At 63.2% G+C, this 15,244-nt stretch carries 18 protein-coding genes; 14 read left to right on the top strand and 4 right to left on the bottom strand.

The genetic code is table 11. The annotated features are described in order from the left end of the window. The first annotated feature begins 72 nt into the window (after positions 1-72). The 7 genes from AB6724_RS04360 (at position 73) to fliR (ending at position 4,400) form a co-directional block, all read left to right on the top strand. Complete coding sequence (locus tag AB6724_RS04360; RefSeq protein ID WP_369337290.1) at positions 73-621, top strand: flagellar basal body-associated FliL family protein; 549 nt, start codon at positions 73-75, stop codon at positions 619-621. Between the two features lie 14 nt (positions 622-635). Next, on the top strand, positions 636-1,640 hold the full coding sequence (gene fliM, locus AB6724_RS04355; protein WP_369337289.1) for a flagellar motor switch protein FliM: 1,005 nt from the start codon (positions 636-638) through the stop codon (positions 1,638-1,640). After that, complete coding sequence (gene fliN / locus AB6724_RS04350; RefSeq protein ID WP_369337288.1) at positions 1,630-2,061, top strand: flagellar motor switch protein FliN; 432 nt, start codon at positions 1,630-1,632, stop codon at positions 2,059-2,061. Before fliM ends, fliN begins: the two co-directional genes overlap by 11 nt. A 25-nt stretch (positions 2,062-2,086) precedes the next feature. Beyond that, positions 2,087-2,464 (top strand): FliO/MopB family protein, encoded by a 378-nt coding sequence (locus AB6724_RS04345; protein ID WP_369337503.1) that lies wholly within the window; start codon positions 2,087-2,089, stop codon positions 2,462-2,464. Then, entirely contained in the window at positions 2,457-3,206 is a 750-nt protein-coding gene (fliP, locus tag AB6724_RS04340; RefSeq protein WP_369337287.1) for a flagellar type III secretion system pore protein FliP, read from the top strand. The genes AB6724_RS04345 and fliP overlap by 8 nt, the downstream gene beginning before the upstream one ends. Positions 3,207-3,369: 163 nt before the next feature. Continuing rightward, positions 3,370-3,639 (top strand): flagellar biosynthesis protein FliQ, encoded by a 270-nt coding sequence (gene fliQ / locus AB6724_RS04335; protein ID WP_369337286.1) that lies wholly within the window; start codon positions 3,370-3,372, stop codon positions 3,637-3,639. Then, on the top strand, positions 3,636-4,400 hold the full coding sequence (gene fliR, locus AB6724_RS04330; protein WP_369337285.1) for a flagellar biosynthetic protein FliR: 765 nt from the start codon (positions 3,636-3,638) through the stop codon (positions 4,398-4,400). The genes fliQ and fliR overlap by 4 nt, the downstream gene beginning before the upstream one ends. Positions 4,401-4,455: 55 nt before the next feature. Here fliR and AB6724_RS04325 read toward each other — a convergent pair whose 3' ends face one another. After that, positions 4,456-5,085 (bottom strand): response regulator, encoded by a 630-nt coding sequence (locus tag AB6724_RS04325; protein ID WP_369337284.1) that lies wholly within the window; start codon positions 5,083-5,085, stop codon positions 4,456-4,458. A 55-nt stretch (positions 5,086-5,140) separates the two neighbouring features. Continuing rightward, the gene (locus tag AB6724_RS04320) at positions 5,141-6,265 is read right to left on the bottom strand and encodes a hybrid sensor histidine kinase/response regulator (protein WP_369337283.1); all 1,125 of its coding nucleotides are present in this window, start codon (positions 6,263-6,265) and stop codon (positions 5,141-5,143) included. A 122-nt stretch (positions 6,266-6,387) separates the two neighbouring features. Between AB6724_RS04320 and AB6724_RS04315 the strand changes: the two genes are divergently transcribed. The 7 genes from AB6724_RS04315 to AB6724_RS04285 are packed head-to-tail and all read left to right on the top strand — an operon-like array spanning position 6,388 to position 12,802. Then, complete coding sequence (locus AB6724_RS04315; protein ID WP_369337282.1) at positions 6,388-6,831, top strand: hypothetical protein; 444 nt, start codon at positions 6,388-6,390, stop codon at positions 6,829-6,831. 42 nt (positions 6,832-6,873) lie between these two features. After that, on the top strand, positions 6,874-7,236 hold the full coding sequence (locus AB6724_RS04310; RefSeq protein WP_369337281.1) for a response regulator: 363 nt from the start codon (positions 6,874-6,876) through the stop codon (positions 7,234-7,236). 32 nt (positions 7,237-7,268) lie between these two features. Then, complete coding sequence (locus AB6724_RS04305; RefSeq protein ID WP_369337280.1) at positions 7,269-9,455, top strand: chemotaxis protein CheW; 2,187 nt, start codon at positions 7,269-7,271, stop codon at positions 9,453-9,455. Positions 9,456-9,511: 56 nt separating this feature from the next. Further along, positions 9,512-10,000 (top strand): chemotaxis protein CheW, encoded by a 489-nt coding sequence (locus tag AB6724_RS04300; protein WP_369337279.1) that lies wholly within the window; start codon positions 9,512-9,514, stop codon positions 9,998-10,000. 17 nt (positions 10,001-10,017) lie between these two features. Then, the gene (locus tag AB6724_RS04295; RefSeq protein ID WP_369337278.1) at positions 10,018-10,926 is read left to right on the top strand and encodes a CheR family methyltransferase; all 909 of its coding nucleotides are present in this window, start codon (positions 10,018-10,020) and stop codon (positions 10,924-10,926) included. A 24-nt stretch (positions 10,927-10,950) separates the two neighbouring features. Continuing rightward, positions 10,951-11,679, top strand: a complete 729-nt coding sequence (gene cheD / locus AB6724_RS04290) for a chemoreceptor glutamine deamidase CheD (RefSeq protein ID WP_369337277.1) — start codon at positions 10,951-10,953, stop codon at positions 11,677-11,679. A 16-nt stretch (positions 11,680-11,695) separates the two neighbouring features. Continuing rightward, positions 11,696-12,802, top strand: a complete 1,107-nt coding sequence (locus tag AB6724_RS04285) for a protein-glutamate methylesterase/protein-glutamine glutaminase (protein WP_369337276.1) — start codon at positions 11,696-11,698, stop codon at positions 12,800-12,802. A 111-nt stretch (positions 12,803-12,913) separates the two neighbouring features. Here AB6724_RS04285 and abc-f read toward each other — a convergent pair whose 3' ends face one another. Next, entirely contained in the window at positions 12,914-14,791 is a 1,878-nt protein-coding gene (abc-f, locus tag AB6724_RS04280) for a ribosomal protection-like ABC-F family protein (RefSeq protein ID WP_369337275.1), read from the bottom strand. Between the two features lie 168 nt (positions 14,792-14,959). After that, positions 14,960-15,244 (bottom strand): hypothetical protein (locus tag AB6724_RS04275; protein ID WP_369337274.1); only part of this gene is annotated, 285 nt, incomplete at its 5' end.

Here is a 15,244-nt window from a genome sequence, read left to right as displayed (position 1 = left end):
GGTGTGGACCTTTCGTGTCGCGGCAATGGCAGCGAGGCGGATGCAGTCCCTCACTTTTGAGGAATACCCGCCGTGTCAGCCAATCCCAATGCCTCCCCTGCTCCAGCCAAAAGCAAGAAGCTGATCGTCATCGTGGCCATCATTGCCGTGCTGGCCATTGTGGCGGCAGGCGCCTATGTGTGGATGATGCAGCAGCGCCAGCACAGTGGTGCGGACGGCGAGGAGAGCGCCTCGTCCCACGCCACGGTGCCGACCTTTCTGCCGCTGGACAATATGGTGGCCAATCTGGCCGACCCCGGCGGCGATCGCTTTGTGCAGCTGGGCATCACGCTGGAGCTGGCCGACGAGAAGACGGCTTCCACCGTCAAGCAATACCTGCCCAGCATCCGCAGCGGCATTCTGATGCTGGTGTCCCAGCGCACGGCCGACGAGCTGCTGGCGCGCGAAGGCAAGGAAAAGCTGGCCACGGAGGACATCCTGACCGAGGTTTCGGCACCGCTGGGCTATGGCGCCAGCGCCAAGAAGCGGGCGCGCGACGACGATGAGGAAGACGACAGCCCTCGCACCAGCCGCAAGAGCCCCGTGCGCCGCGTGCTGTTCTCCAGCTTCATCATCCAGTAAACAGGGAGAAGCGCATGAGCGATTCTTTTCTCTCCCAGGAAGAGGTTGATGCTCTTCTGGAGGGGGTAACCGGCGAAAGCCAGCGCTCCGAGGTGGAGTCGATCGAGCTTGGCCAGGTCCGCAATTACGACATCTCCAGCCAGGAGCGCATCGTGCGTGGGCGCATGCCCACCATGGAGATCGTCAACGAACGTTTTGCGCGCAATTTCCGCATCGGCCTGTTCAACTTCATCCGCCGCAGCCCCGAGGTTTCGGTGGGTACGGTCAGCGTGCAGCGCTACAGCGCTTTTCTGCGCGAGCTGGTGGTTCCGACCAACTTCAACATCGTGGCCATCCGTCCGCTGCGCGGCAACGGTCTGGTGGTCTGCGATCCCTCGCTGGTCTTCGGCGTCATCGACACGCTGTACGGCGGCACCGGCCGCCTGCAGACCCGTATCGAGGGCCGCGACTTCTCGCACACCGAGCAGCGCGTGATCAATCGCCTGGTCAATGTGATCTGCGAGGAATACAAGAAAGCCTGGCATGGCATCTATCCGCTGGAGCTGGTCTATCAGCGCTCGGAGATGCAGCCCCAGTTCGCCAATATCGCCACGCCCAGCGAAATCGTCGTTTCCACGGCCTTCCAGCTGGAAATCGGCGATATCACCGGCTCCATCCATATCTGCATGCCCTATGCAACGATGGAGCCCATCCGCGACGTGCTGTATTCCTCCACGCAGGGCGATGCCATCGAGGTGGACCGCCGCTGGGTCAAGGTGCTCACGCGCGAGATCCAGGCCGCCGATGTGACGCTGGTGGCCGAGCTGGCCCGTGCCGATGCGACGGTGGAGCAACTGCTGGCCATGCGCCCCGGTGACTTCATCGAGCTGGACCGGGAGCCGCTGATCCATGCCTCCATCAGCGGGGTACCGATTTTCGAGTGCCAGTACGGCACGCACAACGACAAATATGCAATCCGCGTGGAGCGCTGCCTGCGGGGCGGCGATTCAGGCTGGGTGGGAGAGAACCATGGCAATTGATGACAACAAGCCCGCGGGCGATGATCCTTTCTCCGGCTGGGCCGAAGCGCTGGAAGAGCAGCGTCAGCATGACGAGGCCGCTGCCGGCCCCGATGTTTCCGAGCAGGGTGGTCCGCTCTCGGGCGACGCTTCGCGTCCCTATGGCGATGTGCCGGTGCACGACATCAACATGGTGCTGGACATCCCGGTGCAGTTGTCGGTGGAGCTGGGCCGCACCAAGGTGCCCATCAAATACATTCTGCAGCTGGCCCAGGGCTCGGTGGTGGAGCTGGACGCGCTGGCCGGCGAGCCCATGGACGTGCTGGTCAACGGCTATCTGATCGCCCAGGGCGAAGTGGTGGTGGTCAACGACAAGTTCGGCATCCGCCTCACCGATGTGGTGACCCCTTCCGAACGTCTGCGCCGGGTCAGCCGTGCTTGATTCCACTGCGGGCGCGGCCCCTTCCATGTGGCCCACGCTGATTCTCGTGGTCCTGTTTGTGGCGGCCATGGCCGTGCTGCCGTGGCTGGTGCGCCGTCTGCAGCACAAGAACCTGCTGCCGCGCAGCCTGGGCATGGCGCGCGGTGCGGCGCCCCTGCCATCGCAGGTGCTGGGCAGTCTGTCCATAGGCCCGCAGCAGCGCGTGGTGACCGTGCTGGTGGGCGAGGGCGACGAGGCCGTGCGCCTGGTGCTGGGCGTGACGGCGCAGCAGATTCACTGCCTGCATGTGCTTCAAGCCCATAGGAATTCTGCGCAATCTGCGCATTCCTTTGTAGCGAATGCGCCATCCACGCCATCGTTCACCGATTCGCTGGCGCGGGCCCGGGATTCAGGAAATGTCTAAGTTCGCATTTCGCGCCGCTGCCGTTGCCGCGCTGCTCATGCCCTTGGCTGCAGTGGCCCAGGGGGCTCCCGCCAGCCTGCCCTTGCTGGTCGGGCAGGGCGCGGGCGGCAGCAGCTATTCGGTGCCCATACAGACGCTGCTGTTCTTTACGGCACTGTCGTTTCTGCCGGCCATTCTGCTGCTGATGACGGGCTTCACCCGCATCGTCATCGTGCTGTCGCTGCTGCGCCAGGCGCTGGGCACGCAGTCCGCGCCGCCCAATCAGGTGGTGATCGGGCTGTCGCTGTTCCTGACCATGTTCGTGATGGGGCCCACGCTGGACAAGGTGTACCAGGAGGCCTACCTGCCCTATACCCAGAACAGCATCTCCTTCGAGCAGGCCCTGGACAAGGCCGAGGCGCCCATGCGCAGCTTCATGCTCAAGCAGACGCGCCAGTCGGATTTTTCGCTGTTCAAGCGTCTGGCCAAGCTGGATGCCAATGTCACCGCCGAAACCGCGCCGCTGCGCGTGCTGGTGCCGGCTTTTGTGACCAGCGAGCTGAAGACCGCGTTCCAGATCGGCTTCATGATCTTCATCCCGTTTCTGGTCATCGACATGGTGGTGTCTTCCATCCTCATGTCGCTGGGCATGATGATGCTCTCGCCCGTGCTGGTGGCCCTGCCCTTCAAGCTCATGCTGTTTGTGCTGGCCGACGGCTGGAATCTCATCATCGGCTCTCTGGCCGCCAGCTTTGCGACATGAGGCTCCCCCTGAGTCGCTTCGCGCCTTCCCCTCTCTCTACGCGCTTCGCGCTAAGGGAGGGAGACGACACCCTCGGTGCGGGGCGGCCCTTCCTCGGTGTCCTGAGCATTGGGCCACGCCAGTTTCAGGCGTTGCTGTTTTTTTGAAGCTTTAAGAGAACGTCATGACTTCTCAGTTTGTTCTGACATTTGGCCGCGAGGCGCTGACCCTGCTGCTGATGATCTCCATGCCGGTGCTGGGCGTGGTCATGGCCGTGGGCCTGATCGTGAGCGTCTTCCAGGCCGTCACCCAGGTGCATGAGGCGACCCTGGCCTTTGTGCCCAAGCTGCTGGCCGCCGTGCTGGTGTTTGCCGTGGCCGGGCCCTGGATGCTGTCCACGCTGGTGGATTTCATCCGCCGCACCATCGAAAGCATTCCCGGTTCGGTCGGATGATCTCGTTCAGCGAAGCCCAGATCGCGGCCTGGCTGTCGCCCCTGATCTGGCCTTTTGTGCGCGTGCTGGCGCTGTTCACCACGGCGCCCGTGTTTTCGCAGCGCGTCATTCCCATGCGGCTCAAGGTCGGCCTGGCCTTTCTGGTGGCGCTGTGCGCCCAGCCGGTGCTGGGGGAACAGCCTGTGGTCAGCATTGCCTCGGCGCAGGCGCTGGGCACGCTGGTGCAGCAGGTCGTGGTCGGGCTCTCGGTCGGCTTTGCCGTGCGTCTGGTGATGGCCGCGGTGGAGGTGGCCGGCGAGGTGGTGGGCCTGCAGATGGGCCTGAACTTCGCTTCCTTCTTCGACCCGACCAGCAATGCCCAGCTCAGCGCCGTGGCGCGTTTCATGGTGCAGATCGCCACGCTGCTGTTCATTGTCATCAACGGTCACCTGCTGGTGCTGATGGCCGTGCTCAAGAGCTTCGAGGCCTTTCCGGTCGACGGCAACTTCATGCATGCGATTGCCCAGATGAGGCTGCACGAGATGGGCAGTGCCGTGTTTTCCAGTGCCTTCTGGATCGCCCTGCCCATGATTGCCATGCTGCTGTTCGTGAATCTGGTGCTGGGCATCATCTCGCGCGTGGCGCCGCAGATGAACATCTATGCCGTGGGTTTTCCCGTCACGCTGACCGTGGGGCTCACGGGGCTGGTGGCGACGCTGCCGCTGCTGGAGCAGCCGCTGGTGGCGCTGCTGCAAAAAGGCATAGCGATTTTCGGGGTCTAGGCATGCGGCATGCCCTGGGCTGCCGAGCCTGCGGGCCGGCCGCTTGGCGCAGTCTCTAGATCAGCTGGTTGTGTATGGCATAGGCCGTGAGCTCGGCGTTGCTGCTCATGCCCAGCTTCTCCAGCACGCGCGCCCGGTACACGCTGACCGTCTTCGGGCTCAGCATCAGCTCCTGCGCGATATCGGTAAGCCGCTGGCCGCCCGCAATCTTCACCAGGGTCTGCATCTCGCGCTCCGACAGGCTCTCGTGCAAAACCGGAGGGCTGGGCTGGGCCAGGCTGTCGGCCAGCATCTGGGCCACTTCGGCGGTCAGGTACTTGCGCCCGCCGTGCACGGTGTGGACGGCATCGATGAGCAGCACCGGGTCACCCGCCTTGTTGGCATAGCCTGCCGCGCCGGCCTTGATGCAGCGCAGCGCATACTGGTCCTCTGGGTACATGGAGACCATGATGACGCGGATCTGCGGATGGGTCTCGCGCACGCTGGCCAGCACTTCGAGTCCGTTGCGGCCCGGCATGTTGATGTCCAGCAGCAGCACGTCGCAGGCGGCGGTGCGCAGCTGTTCGCGCAGTTCGGCATAGCTGCCGGCCTCGGCGGTGACGATGATGTCCGCGGCTTCGGCCAAGGTGTCGCGTATGCCTCTTCGCAAGATGGCATGGTCATCGCATAGCACCACGTGGATCAAGGTCGTTCTCCCAGGGAAACAGTTGGCAGTCGCAACATGGGCTATGGCCGGGCGCTCATGTTTTTTGGGTATCAGCCAGCGGAATGGTGAGAATGATAGAGGTTCCCTTGCCCGCTTGGCTACTTACATCCAACCAGCCTTGTACGGTACGTGCGCGCTCGCTCAGGCCGCGCAGGCCGAAGGACTGCGGCTTGTCCCGTGCCTGCGGGCCCAGGCCCATGCCGTTGTCTGTTACTTCCAGTGTCAAAAAACCTTCGTGGTCGGACAGGTCCAGCTCCACCCGGCTGGCTTGTGCATGCTTGTGGATATTGGTCAGGGATTCCTGTGCCGTGCGGTAGACCACCACCTGCAGCGCAGGCTCCACCTCCATGTGCTCGCGGCTGGTCCGCAGCCTGGCGGCGATGCCGGTGCGGCGCTCGAAGTCCTGGGCCAGCCATTGCACGGCGGCGACCAGACCCTGGTCCAGCACGGGCGGGCGCAGGTTCTGCATGATGCGCTGGCTGGCGCCCAGCGCGTGCTCCAGCATTTCCAGGGCGGACCTGGCATGCTCGCGCATGGAGCCTTCGGGGCTGTTGCGGGAGATCCAGGCCAGATCGAACTTGACGGCGGTGAGCGAGCCGCCGATATCGTCATGAATTTCTCGTGAAATATTGGAGCGTTCCTGCTCGATGCTGGTGTGCAGATGCTCGGTCAATTCGGCCAGACGCTTTTCGGAGGCCGCCAGCTCCTGCATGGCGCGATGGCGTGCCAGTCTGGCCTCATGCACCTCGAGCGCGCGCTTGACGACGCGCGGCAGGCTGGTGATCTGGTCCTTGAGCAGATAGTCGCTGATGCCCAGGCGCATGATGTCCACGGCCGCCGCCTCGCCAATCGCCCCCGACAGCAGCACGAAGGGCGGGTGCGCGGGGCGGGCGCGTACCAGTTCCCAGACGTCAAGCGCGGTAAAGCCCGACAGGTGGTAGTCGGCCAGGATCAGGTCGAAACCCCGGGTCTTCAGGGCGTCGCTGACGGCCTGCAGACTGTCCACGGCCGTGAGCTCGCATGCAAGCCCGCCGCGCTTGAGGCTCAGCCGCGCCAGGGCCTGATCTGCGGCAGAGTCTTCAATATGGAGGATGTTCAAGGGCTGTTCCTGCGATTGCGCATAGCCAAGGACGCTATCATTGGATACATTTTGGAACATTGGGTGCGTTGGTCGTCAAGTCGGGTTGCGGTAGCAGCCGTGGCGATGGCAGCGGCCGGTTCATTGCGTGGTGCATGGCGGCCGGGCCGCCATGAGAGGGCTTTTTCGCTGTTGGAGTAACAATGCAGACAATGCAAAACTCATCGGGTTTGCCTGCGGTTGCCGTGCCTGTCATGGTGGCTGCAGAGCTGCAAGATGCCTTGCTCGTCACGCTGCGTGACTTGCAGCGTCTCGAGGGTCTGCTCGACCATGCCACGCAGAACCTGCTGCAACGCTTTGATGAGGCCAATGTCCAATTGTCGCACTCCGGTCAGCCCAACTCTCCAGGGCTTGCTGCTGCCCGCGAGGCCTTGAGCCTGGCGGTGACCGAGCTGCAGTTCCACGACATGTCTTCCCAGCTGATCGCACATATGGCACATACCTTGCATGCCTGTGCCTTCCGTCTGGGGGCGGCGGCCATGGGGGCGGACGAGGACGGCACGGCCGCCAGTCTCCCCAATCTGCCCGACAAGCCCAATCCCGTCACTCAAAGTGAAATGGACGCGGGCTCCGTGGAGCTGTTTTGACCTTCTACCCTGTTTCCCGTTGCCCGTCTGTTGGAGCTGTAAATGCAATCGATTCTGGCTGTTGATGATTCCCCCTCGATGCGGAAGATGGTTTCTTTCACATTGACCGGTGCTGGCTTTAAGGTGGTGGAAGCCGTCGACGGTGTGGATGCGCTGGAAAAAGCGCAGAAGGAAAGCATAGATCTGGTGCTGGCCGACCAGAACATGCCGCGTCTCGACGGCATAGGGCTCACGCGCAAGCTGCGCGAAGACCCGAAGTTCCAGCGCACACCGATTCTCATTCTGACCACGGAGTCCAGCGACCAGATGAAGCAGGCGGGCCGCACGGCGGGAGCCACGGGCTGGCTGGTCAAGCCCTTTGATCCCAATCGACTGATCGAAGTCATTCAGAAAGTGCTCCGTTGAGCCGATAACACCGAATAACAGCAGGAAACACCATGGCGGATACCCATCAGGATGGCGCAGGCGCGGGCGCAGACTTCGACCTCAGTCAGTTCTATCAAATTTTTTTCGAGGAAGCCAGCGAGAACCTCGACCAGATGGAGCAGATGCTGCTCAGCCTGGATCTGTCCGCAGCCAATGACGAGGAACTCAACGGCATCTTCCGTTGCGCCCACTCCATCAAGGGGGGGGCGGCGACCTTTGGTTTCTCGGATGTGACCGAGCTCACGCACCGCATGGAGTCCCTGCTGGATAGGCTGCGCCGTCACGAGATCACGCCCATCCCCGAGATGGTGGACGTGTTGCTGGAGTCCGCGGACGCCAGCCGCAGCCTGCTGGCACGTCACCAGTCGGGCGATGAGGGCGAGCCGCTCTCCACGGCCGAGCTGGTGGTGCGCATCGAGGCCTTGGCCCGAGGCCTGACGGAAATTCCTCAGGTGGGTCGCGCCGCGCCGGCGCAGACCGCCACCGCTGCTGTCGCCGCCGCGCCCGTGCTTGCCCCCGTCGAGGTGGTGGTCCAGCAGGCTTCGGTGGCCGAGCCGGCCGCGGAAGCTGCCGTGGTCGGCACCGAGCCACCGGCCGGCGCGCGGGTGCTGCACATCGAGATCGGCCCGCTGGCCAGCCTGGAGCTGGGCGATTCCATCAAGGAACTGTTCCGCGATATTCCCGGCCTGGGCTCGATTCAGGATCAGCCCAGCCCCAAGGCGGATCACCGCTTGTTCCTGGTCAAAACGGTGTCTACCGACGACGATCTGCGCGATCTGTTCGTGTTCCATGTCTCCAAGGAACAGGTGCACATCAGCGAGGCGGCAGCGGCCGCTCCGATGAGCGAGTCCTCCGCTGGCGCCGAAGCCATCGAGCCTGACGAGGCCGTGGAGCCGCCCAACAATCTGCCGCCCGAAGAGGCATACGGCTTTTTCCCCGGTGCGCCGGGTGTGCCTGGCATGCTCTCGAATGCGGAGCGTGCGGCCGTGCCTGCGGCGCAGAAGGCCAGCCCCAAGGCCGCGGCTGCGCATATGGAGTCCACCAGCATCCGCGTGGATGTGAAGAAGGTGGACCAGCTCATCAATTTGGTGGGCGAACTGGTCATCACCCAGGCCATGCTGGCGCAGAACAGCCAGGGCCTGGACCCCGCGGTCTACCAGCAGCTGCTGGCGGGCCTTGCGGATCTGGACCGCAACACGCGCGACCTGCAGGAATCGGTGATGTCGATCCGCATGATTCCCATGTCCACCGTGTTCAGCCGCTTCCCGCGCATGCTGCGCGATCTGGCGGGCAAGTTGGGCAAGAAGATCGACCTCATCACCCTGGGCGAGGCCACCGAACTCGACAAGGGGCTGGTCGAGAAGATCACCGACCCGCTGACCCATCTGGTACGCAACAGCGTGGACCACGGCATCGAATTGCCCGAGGACCGGCTGGCCGCGGGCAAGTCCGATCACGGCACGCTGACGCTGGCGGCCTCCCACCAGGGCGGCTCCATCGTCATCGAGGTGCGTGACGACGGTCGCGGCATGAACCGCGAAAAAATTCTGAGCAAGGCCCGCGAGCGCGGCATGGATGTGTCGGACGCCCTGCCCGACAGCGAGGTCTGGCAGCTGATTTTTGCGCCCGGCTTCTCCACGGCCGACGTGGTGACCGATGTCTCGGGCCGCGGCGTGGGCATGGATGTGGTCAAGCGCAACATCACCTCGCTGGGCGGCACGGTGGAGATCGAATCCAACGCCGGCCAGGGCATGAAGGTGGCGGTGCGTCTGCCGCTGACGCTGGCCATCATGGACGGCATGTCGGTCGGCGTCGGCGAGGAGGTCTACATCCTGCCGCTGTCCTCGGTGGTCGAGTCCTTCCAGGTCAATGCCGACGATGTGAGCACCGTGGCCAACGGCACGCAGCTGGTCAAGGTGCGCGATGAATACATGCCGGTGATCGCGCTGGAGCGCACCTTCAAGGTGCCGCGCGCCGACGAGAGCCAGACCAGCAACATCATGGTGGTGGTCGAGGCCGAAGGTGGCCGGGTGGCCCTGCTGGTGGATGAGCTGCTGGGCCAGCACCAGGTGGTGGTGAAGAACCTGGAGAGCAATTACCGCAAGGTGCCTAATGTCTCGGGCGCCACCATCCTGGGCGACGGCTCGGTGGCCCTGATTCTGGACACTGGCGCTCTGGTGCGACGCACCCGCCACTGAACCGAGATTGAAGCCCATAACCCCATTCGTACGGCCCCAGGGCCGAAGGAACCGAAATGAACCTGACCAACAAGACTGCAGAGGGCGTGGCCACGGGCGCACGCGAGTATCTGACCTTCCGCCTGGGCGCTGAGGAATATGGCATCGACATCCTCAAGGTGCAGGAAATCCGCGGCTACGAACAGCCCACGCGTATCGCCAACGCACCCGAATTCATCAAGGGCGTGGTCAATCTGCGCGGCACCATCGTGCCCATCGTGGACATGCGCCTGCGCTTCAACTGCGCCGAGGTGGAATACAACGCCTTCACCGTGGTCATCATCCTGAACCTGCGCAACCGCGTGGTCGGCATCGTGGTGGATTCGGTCAGCGATGTGATGGAGCTGCCCGCCGAAGCCGTGCGTCCCGCTCCCGATATCGAAAGCGCCATCGACAGCGGCTGCATCCTGGGCCTGGGCTCGGTGGGCGAGCGCATGCTGATCCTGCTGGACATTGAGAAGCTCATGGGCAATGTCGACATGGGCCTGGTGGCCTCCGAGGCCTGAAGCTGTCAGGGGCCGGTGTGCTGAATCTGGACCGTACCACCTCATTCGCGGCCTCTCCTGGCAAGTCCGGGCTGGAGGAGGATGTGCCGCTGGGCTCGGGGCCGCTGATGCAGGGGCGCGAGTTTGTCTGGTCCAACCGCGACTTTGCGCGCGTGCAGGCGCTGATCTACAAGCGCGCGGGCATCAGCTTGCATGACGGCAAGCACGCCATGGTCTACAGCCGCCTGTCCCGGCGCCTGCGCGAGACCGGGCATGAGAGCTTTGCCAGCTATCTGGACTGGCTGGAGTCCATCAACGATGGGCCCGAGTGGCAGGAGTTCGTCAACGCCCTGACCACCAATCTGACCTCGTTCTTCCGCGAGCAGCACCATTTCGAGATCCTGGCCCAGCACCTGCGGGCTCACAAACCCGCGGGCAATGGCTGGAAGGTATGGTGCAACGCGGCCTCTACGGGTGAAGAGCCGTATTCGATACTGATGACGGCGGTGGAGAGTCTGGGCGCTTCGGCCGGCTTTCACCTCACGGCCAGCGACATCGATTCGCGCGTGCTCGATACGGCTTCGCGCGGCATCTACCGGGCCGAAAACCTCAAGGGTGTGAGCACCGAGCGGTTGCACCGCTTCTTTCTGCGCGGACGCGCCGGCAACTCGGGCATGGTGCGCATCAAGCCCGAGCTGCGGCGCATGGTGGACTTTCTCAACGTCAACCTGATTGCGGGCGACTATGCGTTCCGCGAACAATTTGATGTGGTCTTCTGCCGCAACGTGATGATTTATTTCGACGCCGGCACACAGCGCCGCGTGCTGGAGCGCATCCACAGGGTGATGCAGCCCGGCGGGCTGCTGTTTGTGGGTCATGCCGAGAATTTCAGCGATTCGCGCGACCTGTTTGTGCTCAAGGGCAAGACGGTCTATGAGCGCCAATGAACTTGAAGGGCAGGGCAGTAGACCATGAATCTGTCGGCTTTTGGTGTTGGCGCGGGACAGGAGCGCAGGCGTGCTGCGCGCATCAACAGTTTCACGCCCGCGGACTATCCCGACCCGTCGGCGCCTGCGCCCGCTTCGTCGCTAGAGCAGCTCAAGTCCCAGCCCCGCCTGGCCGGCGAGGCCTCGTTCTTCTATTACGACCCGCATTTCCAGCTCAACTCGGCCAAGGTGCTGCCGGGCGAATATTTCGTCTCGCGCGAGGACATTGCCGTCGTCACGGTGCTGGGCTCCTGCATCGCGGCCTGCCTGTGGGACCGGAATATGCGGGTGGGCGGCATGAACCACTTCATGCTGCCCGAGGGCGACAGCAGCGATGTCTCGGGGCGCTACGGTTCGTACGCCATGGAGCTGCTGATCAATGAAATGCTCAAGCAGGGTGCGCGGCGCGAATCCATGCAGGCCAAGATCTTCGGCGGCGGCCAGGTCATGCACAATTTCACCACCATGAATGTGGGTGAGCGCAATACGGCTTTTGTGACCGATTATTTGCAGACCGAGCGCATTCCCATCGTCTCGCAGGACGTGCTGGACATCTATCCGCGCAAGGTGGTGTTCTTTCCGTCCTCGGGCAAGGCCATGGTCAAGCGCCTGGCCCATGCCCATCCCGAGACGCTGGAGCAGCAGGAGCTGGCTCGTGGCAGCGCGGCCGTTGTGGCGCGCAATACGGCAGGCGGCTCGGTCGATCTGTTTTGAGGAAGGTTGAGAGTTGATGAAGCAGAAAATCCGGGTGATCGTGGTGGACGACTCTGCGCTGGTGCGCAGCCTGTTGGCCGAGATCATCAATCGCCAGCACGATATGGAGTGCATAGGCACGGCCAACGATCCGCTGATCGCGCGCGAGATGATCCGTGAGCTCAATCCCGACGTGATCACGCTGGACGTGGAGATGCCCCGCATGGACGGCATCGATTTCCTGGGCCGGCTCATGCGCCTGCGCCCCATGCCGGTGCTGATGATCTCCACGCTGACCGAGCGCGGCGCTGAGGTCACCATGCGCGCCCTGGAGCTCGGAGCCATAGACTTCGTGGCCAAGCCCCGGGTCGGCGTGGCCAACGGCCTGCAGGATCTGGCGGTGCAGATCGTGGAAAAGATCCGCGTGGCCGCCGTGGCCCAGGTGCACCGCCTGCCCGTGGTGCCGCACGGCGTTGCGGTCGGCGGCGCGGCCAAGCCAGCCGCGGCGCGCCCCGCGCCCGCGGCCAGCCTGCTGGGACGGGTCTCCACCGAAAAAATCATCGCCATAGGCGCATCCACGGGCGGCACCGAGGCGATTCGCGAGGTGCTCATCCACCTGCCCGCCGACTGCCCGGCCATCGTCATCACCCAGCATATGCCGCCGGGCTTTACCACCAGCTTCGCGGCGCGGCTCAACAGCCTGTGCCAGATGACGGTCAAGGAAGCCACGCATGGCGAACGCATACTGCCGGGTCACGCCTATATCGCGCCCGGCGGCAAGCATTTCTCCATCACGCGCAGCGGCGCCAACTATGTGGCCGTGGTTGACGATGCGCCTCCGGTAAACCGTCACAAGCCCTCGGTGGAAGTGCTGTTCAAGTCCGTGGCGGCCAGCGCCGGACGCAATGCCTACGGCATCATGCTCACCGGCATGGGCGCCGACGGCGCTGCAGCCATGCGCGAGATGCGCGATGCTGGCAGCTACAACCTGGTGCAGGACGAGTCTACCTGCATCGTCTTTGGCATGCCGCGCGAGGCCATCGCCCATGGCGCGGCCGATGAAGTCCTGCCGCTGCCGCAAATTGCGGCGGTGCTGCTGAACAAGCTGCGCGGCGGCTCGGAGCAGGTTCACCACCGGATCTGAAGCAGCAAAAAAATGAGCGCCTTGCGCTTGCTCTTGAATGATTTCAGAGGATTTTCAGTCTGAAATCTAATGAAGGCAAGCGCATGGCGCTCATTGTTTTTGTAGCACCGTCTATTCGGACAGCTGGGTCCAGCGCTCCAGCGCCTCCATCAACTCCTCGTCGATCTGCGCGTCGCGCTGGTGCATGGCCACGGCCTTGGCGTTGTCGGAGGCAAACAGGCTGCCGTCGGCCAGCTCCTGCTGGATCTGCTTTTGCTCGGCCTCCAGCGCGGCAATGCGCTCGGGCAGCGTTTCCAGCTCGCGCTGCTCCTTGTAGCTGAGCTTGCGCTTGGGCTTGCCGTCATTGCGGGTGGCGGCCGGCTTGGACTCCTCCTTGGCGGCCTTGGGCTGGGCGGCTTCGGCCAGGGCCTTGCTGCGGCGGGACTGGGTCAGCCAGTCCGTGACCCCGCCTTCGTACTCGCGCCACAGGCCCGGGCCTTCCCAGGCGATGGTGCTGGTCACCACATTGTCGAGAAAGGTCCGGTCGTGGCTGACCAGGAACACCGTGCCGTCATATTGCTGCAGCAGCTCTTCCAGCATGTCCAGGGTTTCGATGTCCAGGTCGTTGGTCGGCTCGTCCAGCACCAGCACATTGGCCGGGCGTGCAAACAAGCGGGCCAGCAGCAGGCGGTTGCGTTCGCCGCCCGACAGGGAGCGCACCGGTGAATGCGCACGCGCCGGCGAGAACAGAAAGTCCGCCAGATAGCTCTTCACATGCTTTTTTTGGTTGCCGATCTCTATCCACTCGCTGCCCGGGCTGATGAAGTCTTCCAGCGTGGCATCCATGTCCACCTGGTCGCGCATCTGGTCGAAATACGCGACCTGCAGATTCAGGCCTCTGCGCACCGTGCCGGTGTCGGGTTCCAGCTCGCCCAGAATCATTTTCAGCAAGGTGGTCTTGCCGGCGCCATTGGGGCCTATCAGGCCCACCTTGTCCCCGCGCAGAATGGTGGCGCTGAACCTGTCCGCAATTTGCTTGCTGCCAAAGGTTTTGCTGACCTCCGTGAGCTCGGCCACGATCTTGCCCTGATAGCTTTCGCCCTTGCCGGAGGCGATATCCATCTTCACGCCGCCCAGCGCATCGCGGCGGGCCTCGCGGTTGGCGCGCAGCTGTTCGAGGCGGCCGATGCGGCTCTGGCTGCGGGTGCGGCGGGCTTCCACACCCTTGCGGACCCAGATCTCCTCCTGGGCCAGCAGCTTGTCGGCCTTGGCGTTGATGACGGCTTCCTGGGCGAGCTGCTCTTCCTTCTGTAATTGGTACTGGGCGAAATTGCCAGGATAGGAGCGCAGCACGCCGCGATCCAGTTCGACAATGCGTGTGGCGATGCGGTCCAGAAAGGCCCGGTCGTGGGTAATCGTCACCACGCTGCCCTTGAAGGTCAGCAGCAGCTCTTCCAGCCATTCGATGGAATCCAGATCCAGATGGTTGGTGGGTTCGTCCAGCAGCAGGACATCGGGGCGTGCCACCAAGGCCTGGGCCAGCGCCACGCGCTTGCGGGTGCCGCCGGACAGGGCGCCGACTACGGCCTCCGGGTCCAGGTGCAGGCGCTGCAGAGTCTCTTGCACGCGTTGTTCCCAGTTCCAGGCGTCATAAGCCTCGATCTGGGATTGCAGTGCATCCAGATCCTCGCCTTCGGCGGCCGCCAGATAGCGGTCGCGCAATGCGATCACCTGTGTGATGCCCGCAGACGCGGCCTGGAAAATGGTGTGCTCCAGGTCCAGGTCCGGCTCCTGCGCCACATAGGTGATGCGGATATTCCCCTGAACCTGAAGCTGTCCGTCATCGGCCTTGGCCAGTCCGCCCAGAATCTTGAGCAGCGACGACTTGCCGGCGCCATTGCGGCCGATCAGGCCTACACGCTCATTGGTTTCCAGAGAGAAGTCGGCGTGGTCCAGAAGTGCCACATGCCCGAACGCCAGCTGGGCGTTCAACAAAGTAATCAGTGCCATCGTGCGCGCATTATCGTTGCCCGCTCCGGAACGCGGCAGATGCGGCCGGATGTCCTGGATAGAGATAGCGGCCGTTCAGGCTGCTATCTCTATCTCCCGGTCTTCAAAGACCACGCTGGAGCATGAAGCTTTTGTGTCAGAACTTGCCGATCTAGGGTTTAACCTATGCTATAGTTCGATCCATCGCAGCAAACGACTGCCTCGCAAAAATCGAAAAATTCTTGCGAGATGCTCAAAAAACTGTGATACACTACAAGGCTTCGCTGATCGCAGCAGGCAACGAAATTCAAGACTGGTGTTGACCGGTTTTGAATCAGGATCCTTAAAAAATACAGCCGATAAGCGTGGGCGTTTGGTGGCGAGCAGCCAGTTCTTTGGAACAAAACTCTTCGGAGTTACTAAACGCTCACAAAAACAGTAATGAGGAAGAATTGATTTCTTCTTGATTCCGTC

The organism is Comamonas guangdongensis (assembly GCF_041079535.1).
Taxonomy (GTDB): Bacteria; Pseudomonadota; Gammaproteobacteria; order Burkholderiales; family Burkholderiaceae_C; genus Comamonas; species Comamonas guangdongensis.
The sequence above is the reverse complement of the archived record's forward strand: the minus strand, read 5'-3'. Positions and strand labels throughout refer to the sequence as shown.

What these genes read in the sequence shown, in the direction of transcription:
- fliM (WP_369337289.1), top strand. Translation starts at nt 636, where the DNA reads ATGAGCGATTCTTTTCTCTCCCAGGAAGAGGTTGATGCTCTTCTGGAG.
- fliN (WP_369337288.1), top strand. Translation starts at nt 1,630, where the DNA reads ATGGCAATTGATGACAACAAGCCCGCGGGCGATGATCCTTTCTCCGGC.
- AB6724_RS04345 (WP_369337503.1), top strand. Translation starts at nt 2,087, where the DNA reads ATGTGGCCCACGCTGATTCTCGTGGTCCTGTTTGTGGCGGCCATGGCC.
- fliP (WP_369337287.1), top strand. Translation starts at nt 2,457, where the DNA reads ATGTCTAAGTTCGCATTTCGCGCCGCTGCCGTTGCCGCGCTGCTCATG.
- fliQ (WP_369337286.1), top strand. Translation starts at nt 3,370, where the DNA reads ATGACTTCTCAGTTTGTTCTGACATTTGGCCGCGAGGCGCTGACCCTG.
- fliR (WP_369337285.1), top strand. Translation starts at nt 3,636, where the DNA reads ATGATCTCGTTCAGCGAAGCCCAGATCGCGGCCTGGCTGTCGCCCCTG.
- AB6724_RS04320 (WP_369337283.1), bottom strand. Translation starts at nt 6,265, where the DNA reads ATGTTCCAAAATGTATCCAATGATAGCGTCCTTGGCTATGCGCAATCG.
- AB6724_RS04315 (WP_369337282.1), top strand. Translation starts at nt 6,388, where the DNA reads ATGCAGACAATGCAAAACTCATCGGGTTTGCCTGCGGTTGCCGTGCCT.
- AB6724_RS04310 (WP_369337281.1), top strand. Translation starts at nt 6,874, where the DNA reads ATGCAATCGATTCTGGCTGTTGATGATTCCCCCTCGATGCGGAAGATG.
- AB6724_RS04305 (WP_369337280.1), top strand. Translation starts at nt 7,269, where the DNA reads ATGGCGGATACCCATCAGGATGGCGCAGGCGCGGGCGCAGACTTCGAC.
- AB6724_RS04300 (WP_369337279.1), top strand. Translation starts at nt 9,512, where the DNA reads ATGAACCTGACCAACAAGACTGCAGAGGGCGTGGCCACGGGCGCACGC.
- cheD (WP_369337277.1), top strand. Translation starts at nt 10,951, where the DNA reads ATGAATCTGTCGGCTTTTGGTGTTGGCGCGGGACAGGAGCGCAGGCGT.
- AB6724_RS04285 (WP_369337276.1), top strand. Translation starts at nt 11,696, where the DNA reads ATGAAGCAGAAAATCCGGGTGATCGTGGTGGACGACTCTGCGCTGGTG.
- abc-f (WP_369337275.1), bottom strand. Translation starts at nt 14,791, where the DNA reads ATGGCACTGATTACTTTGTTGAACGCCCAGCTGGCGTTCGGGCATGTG.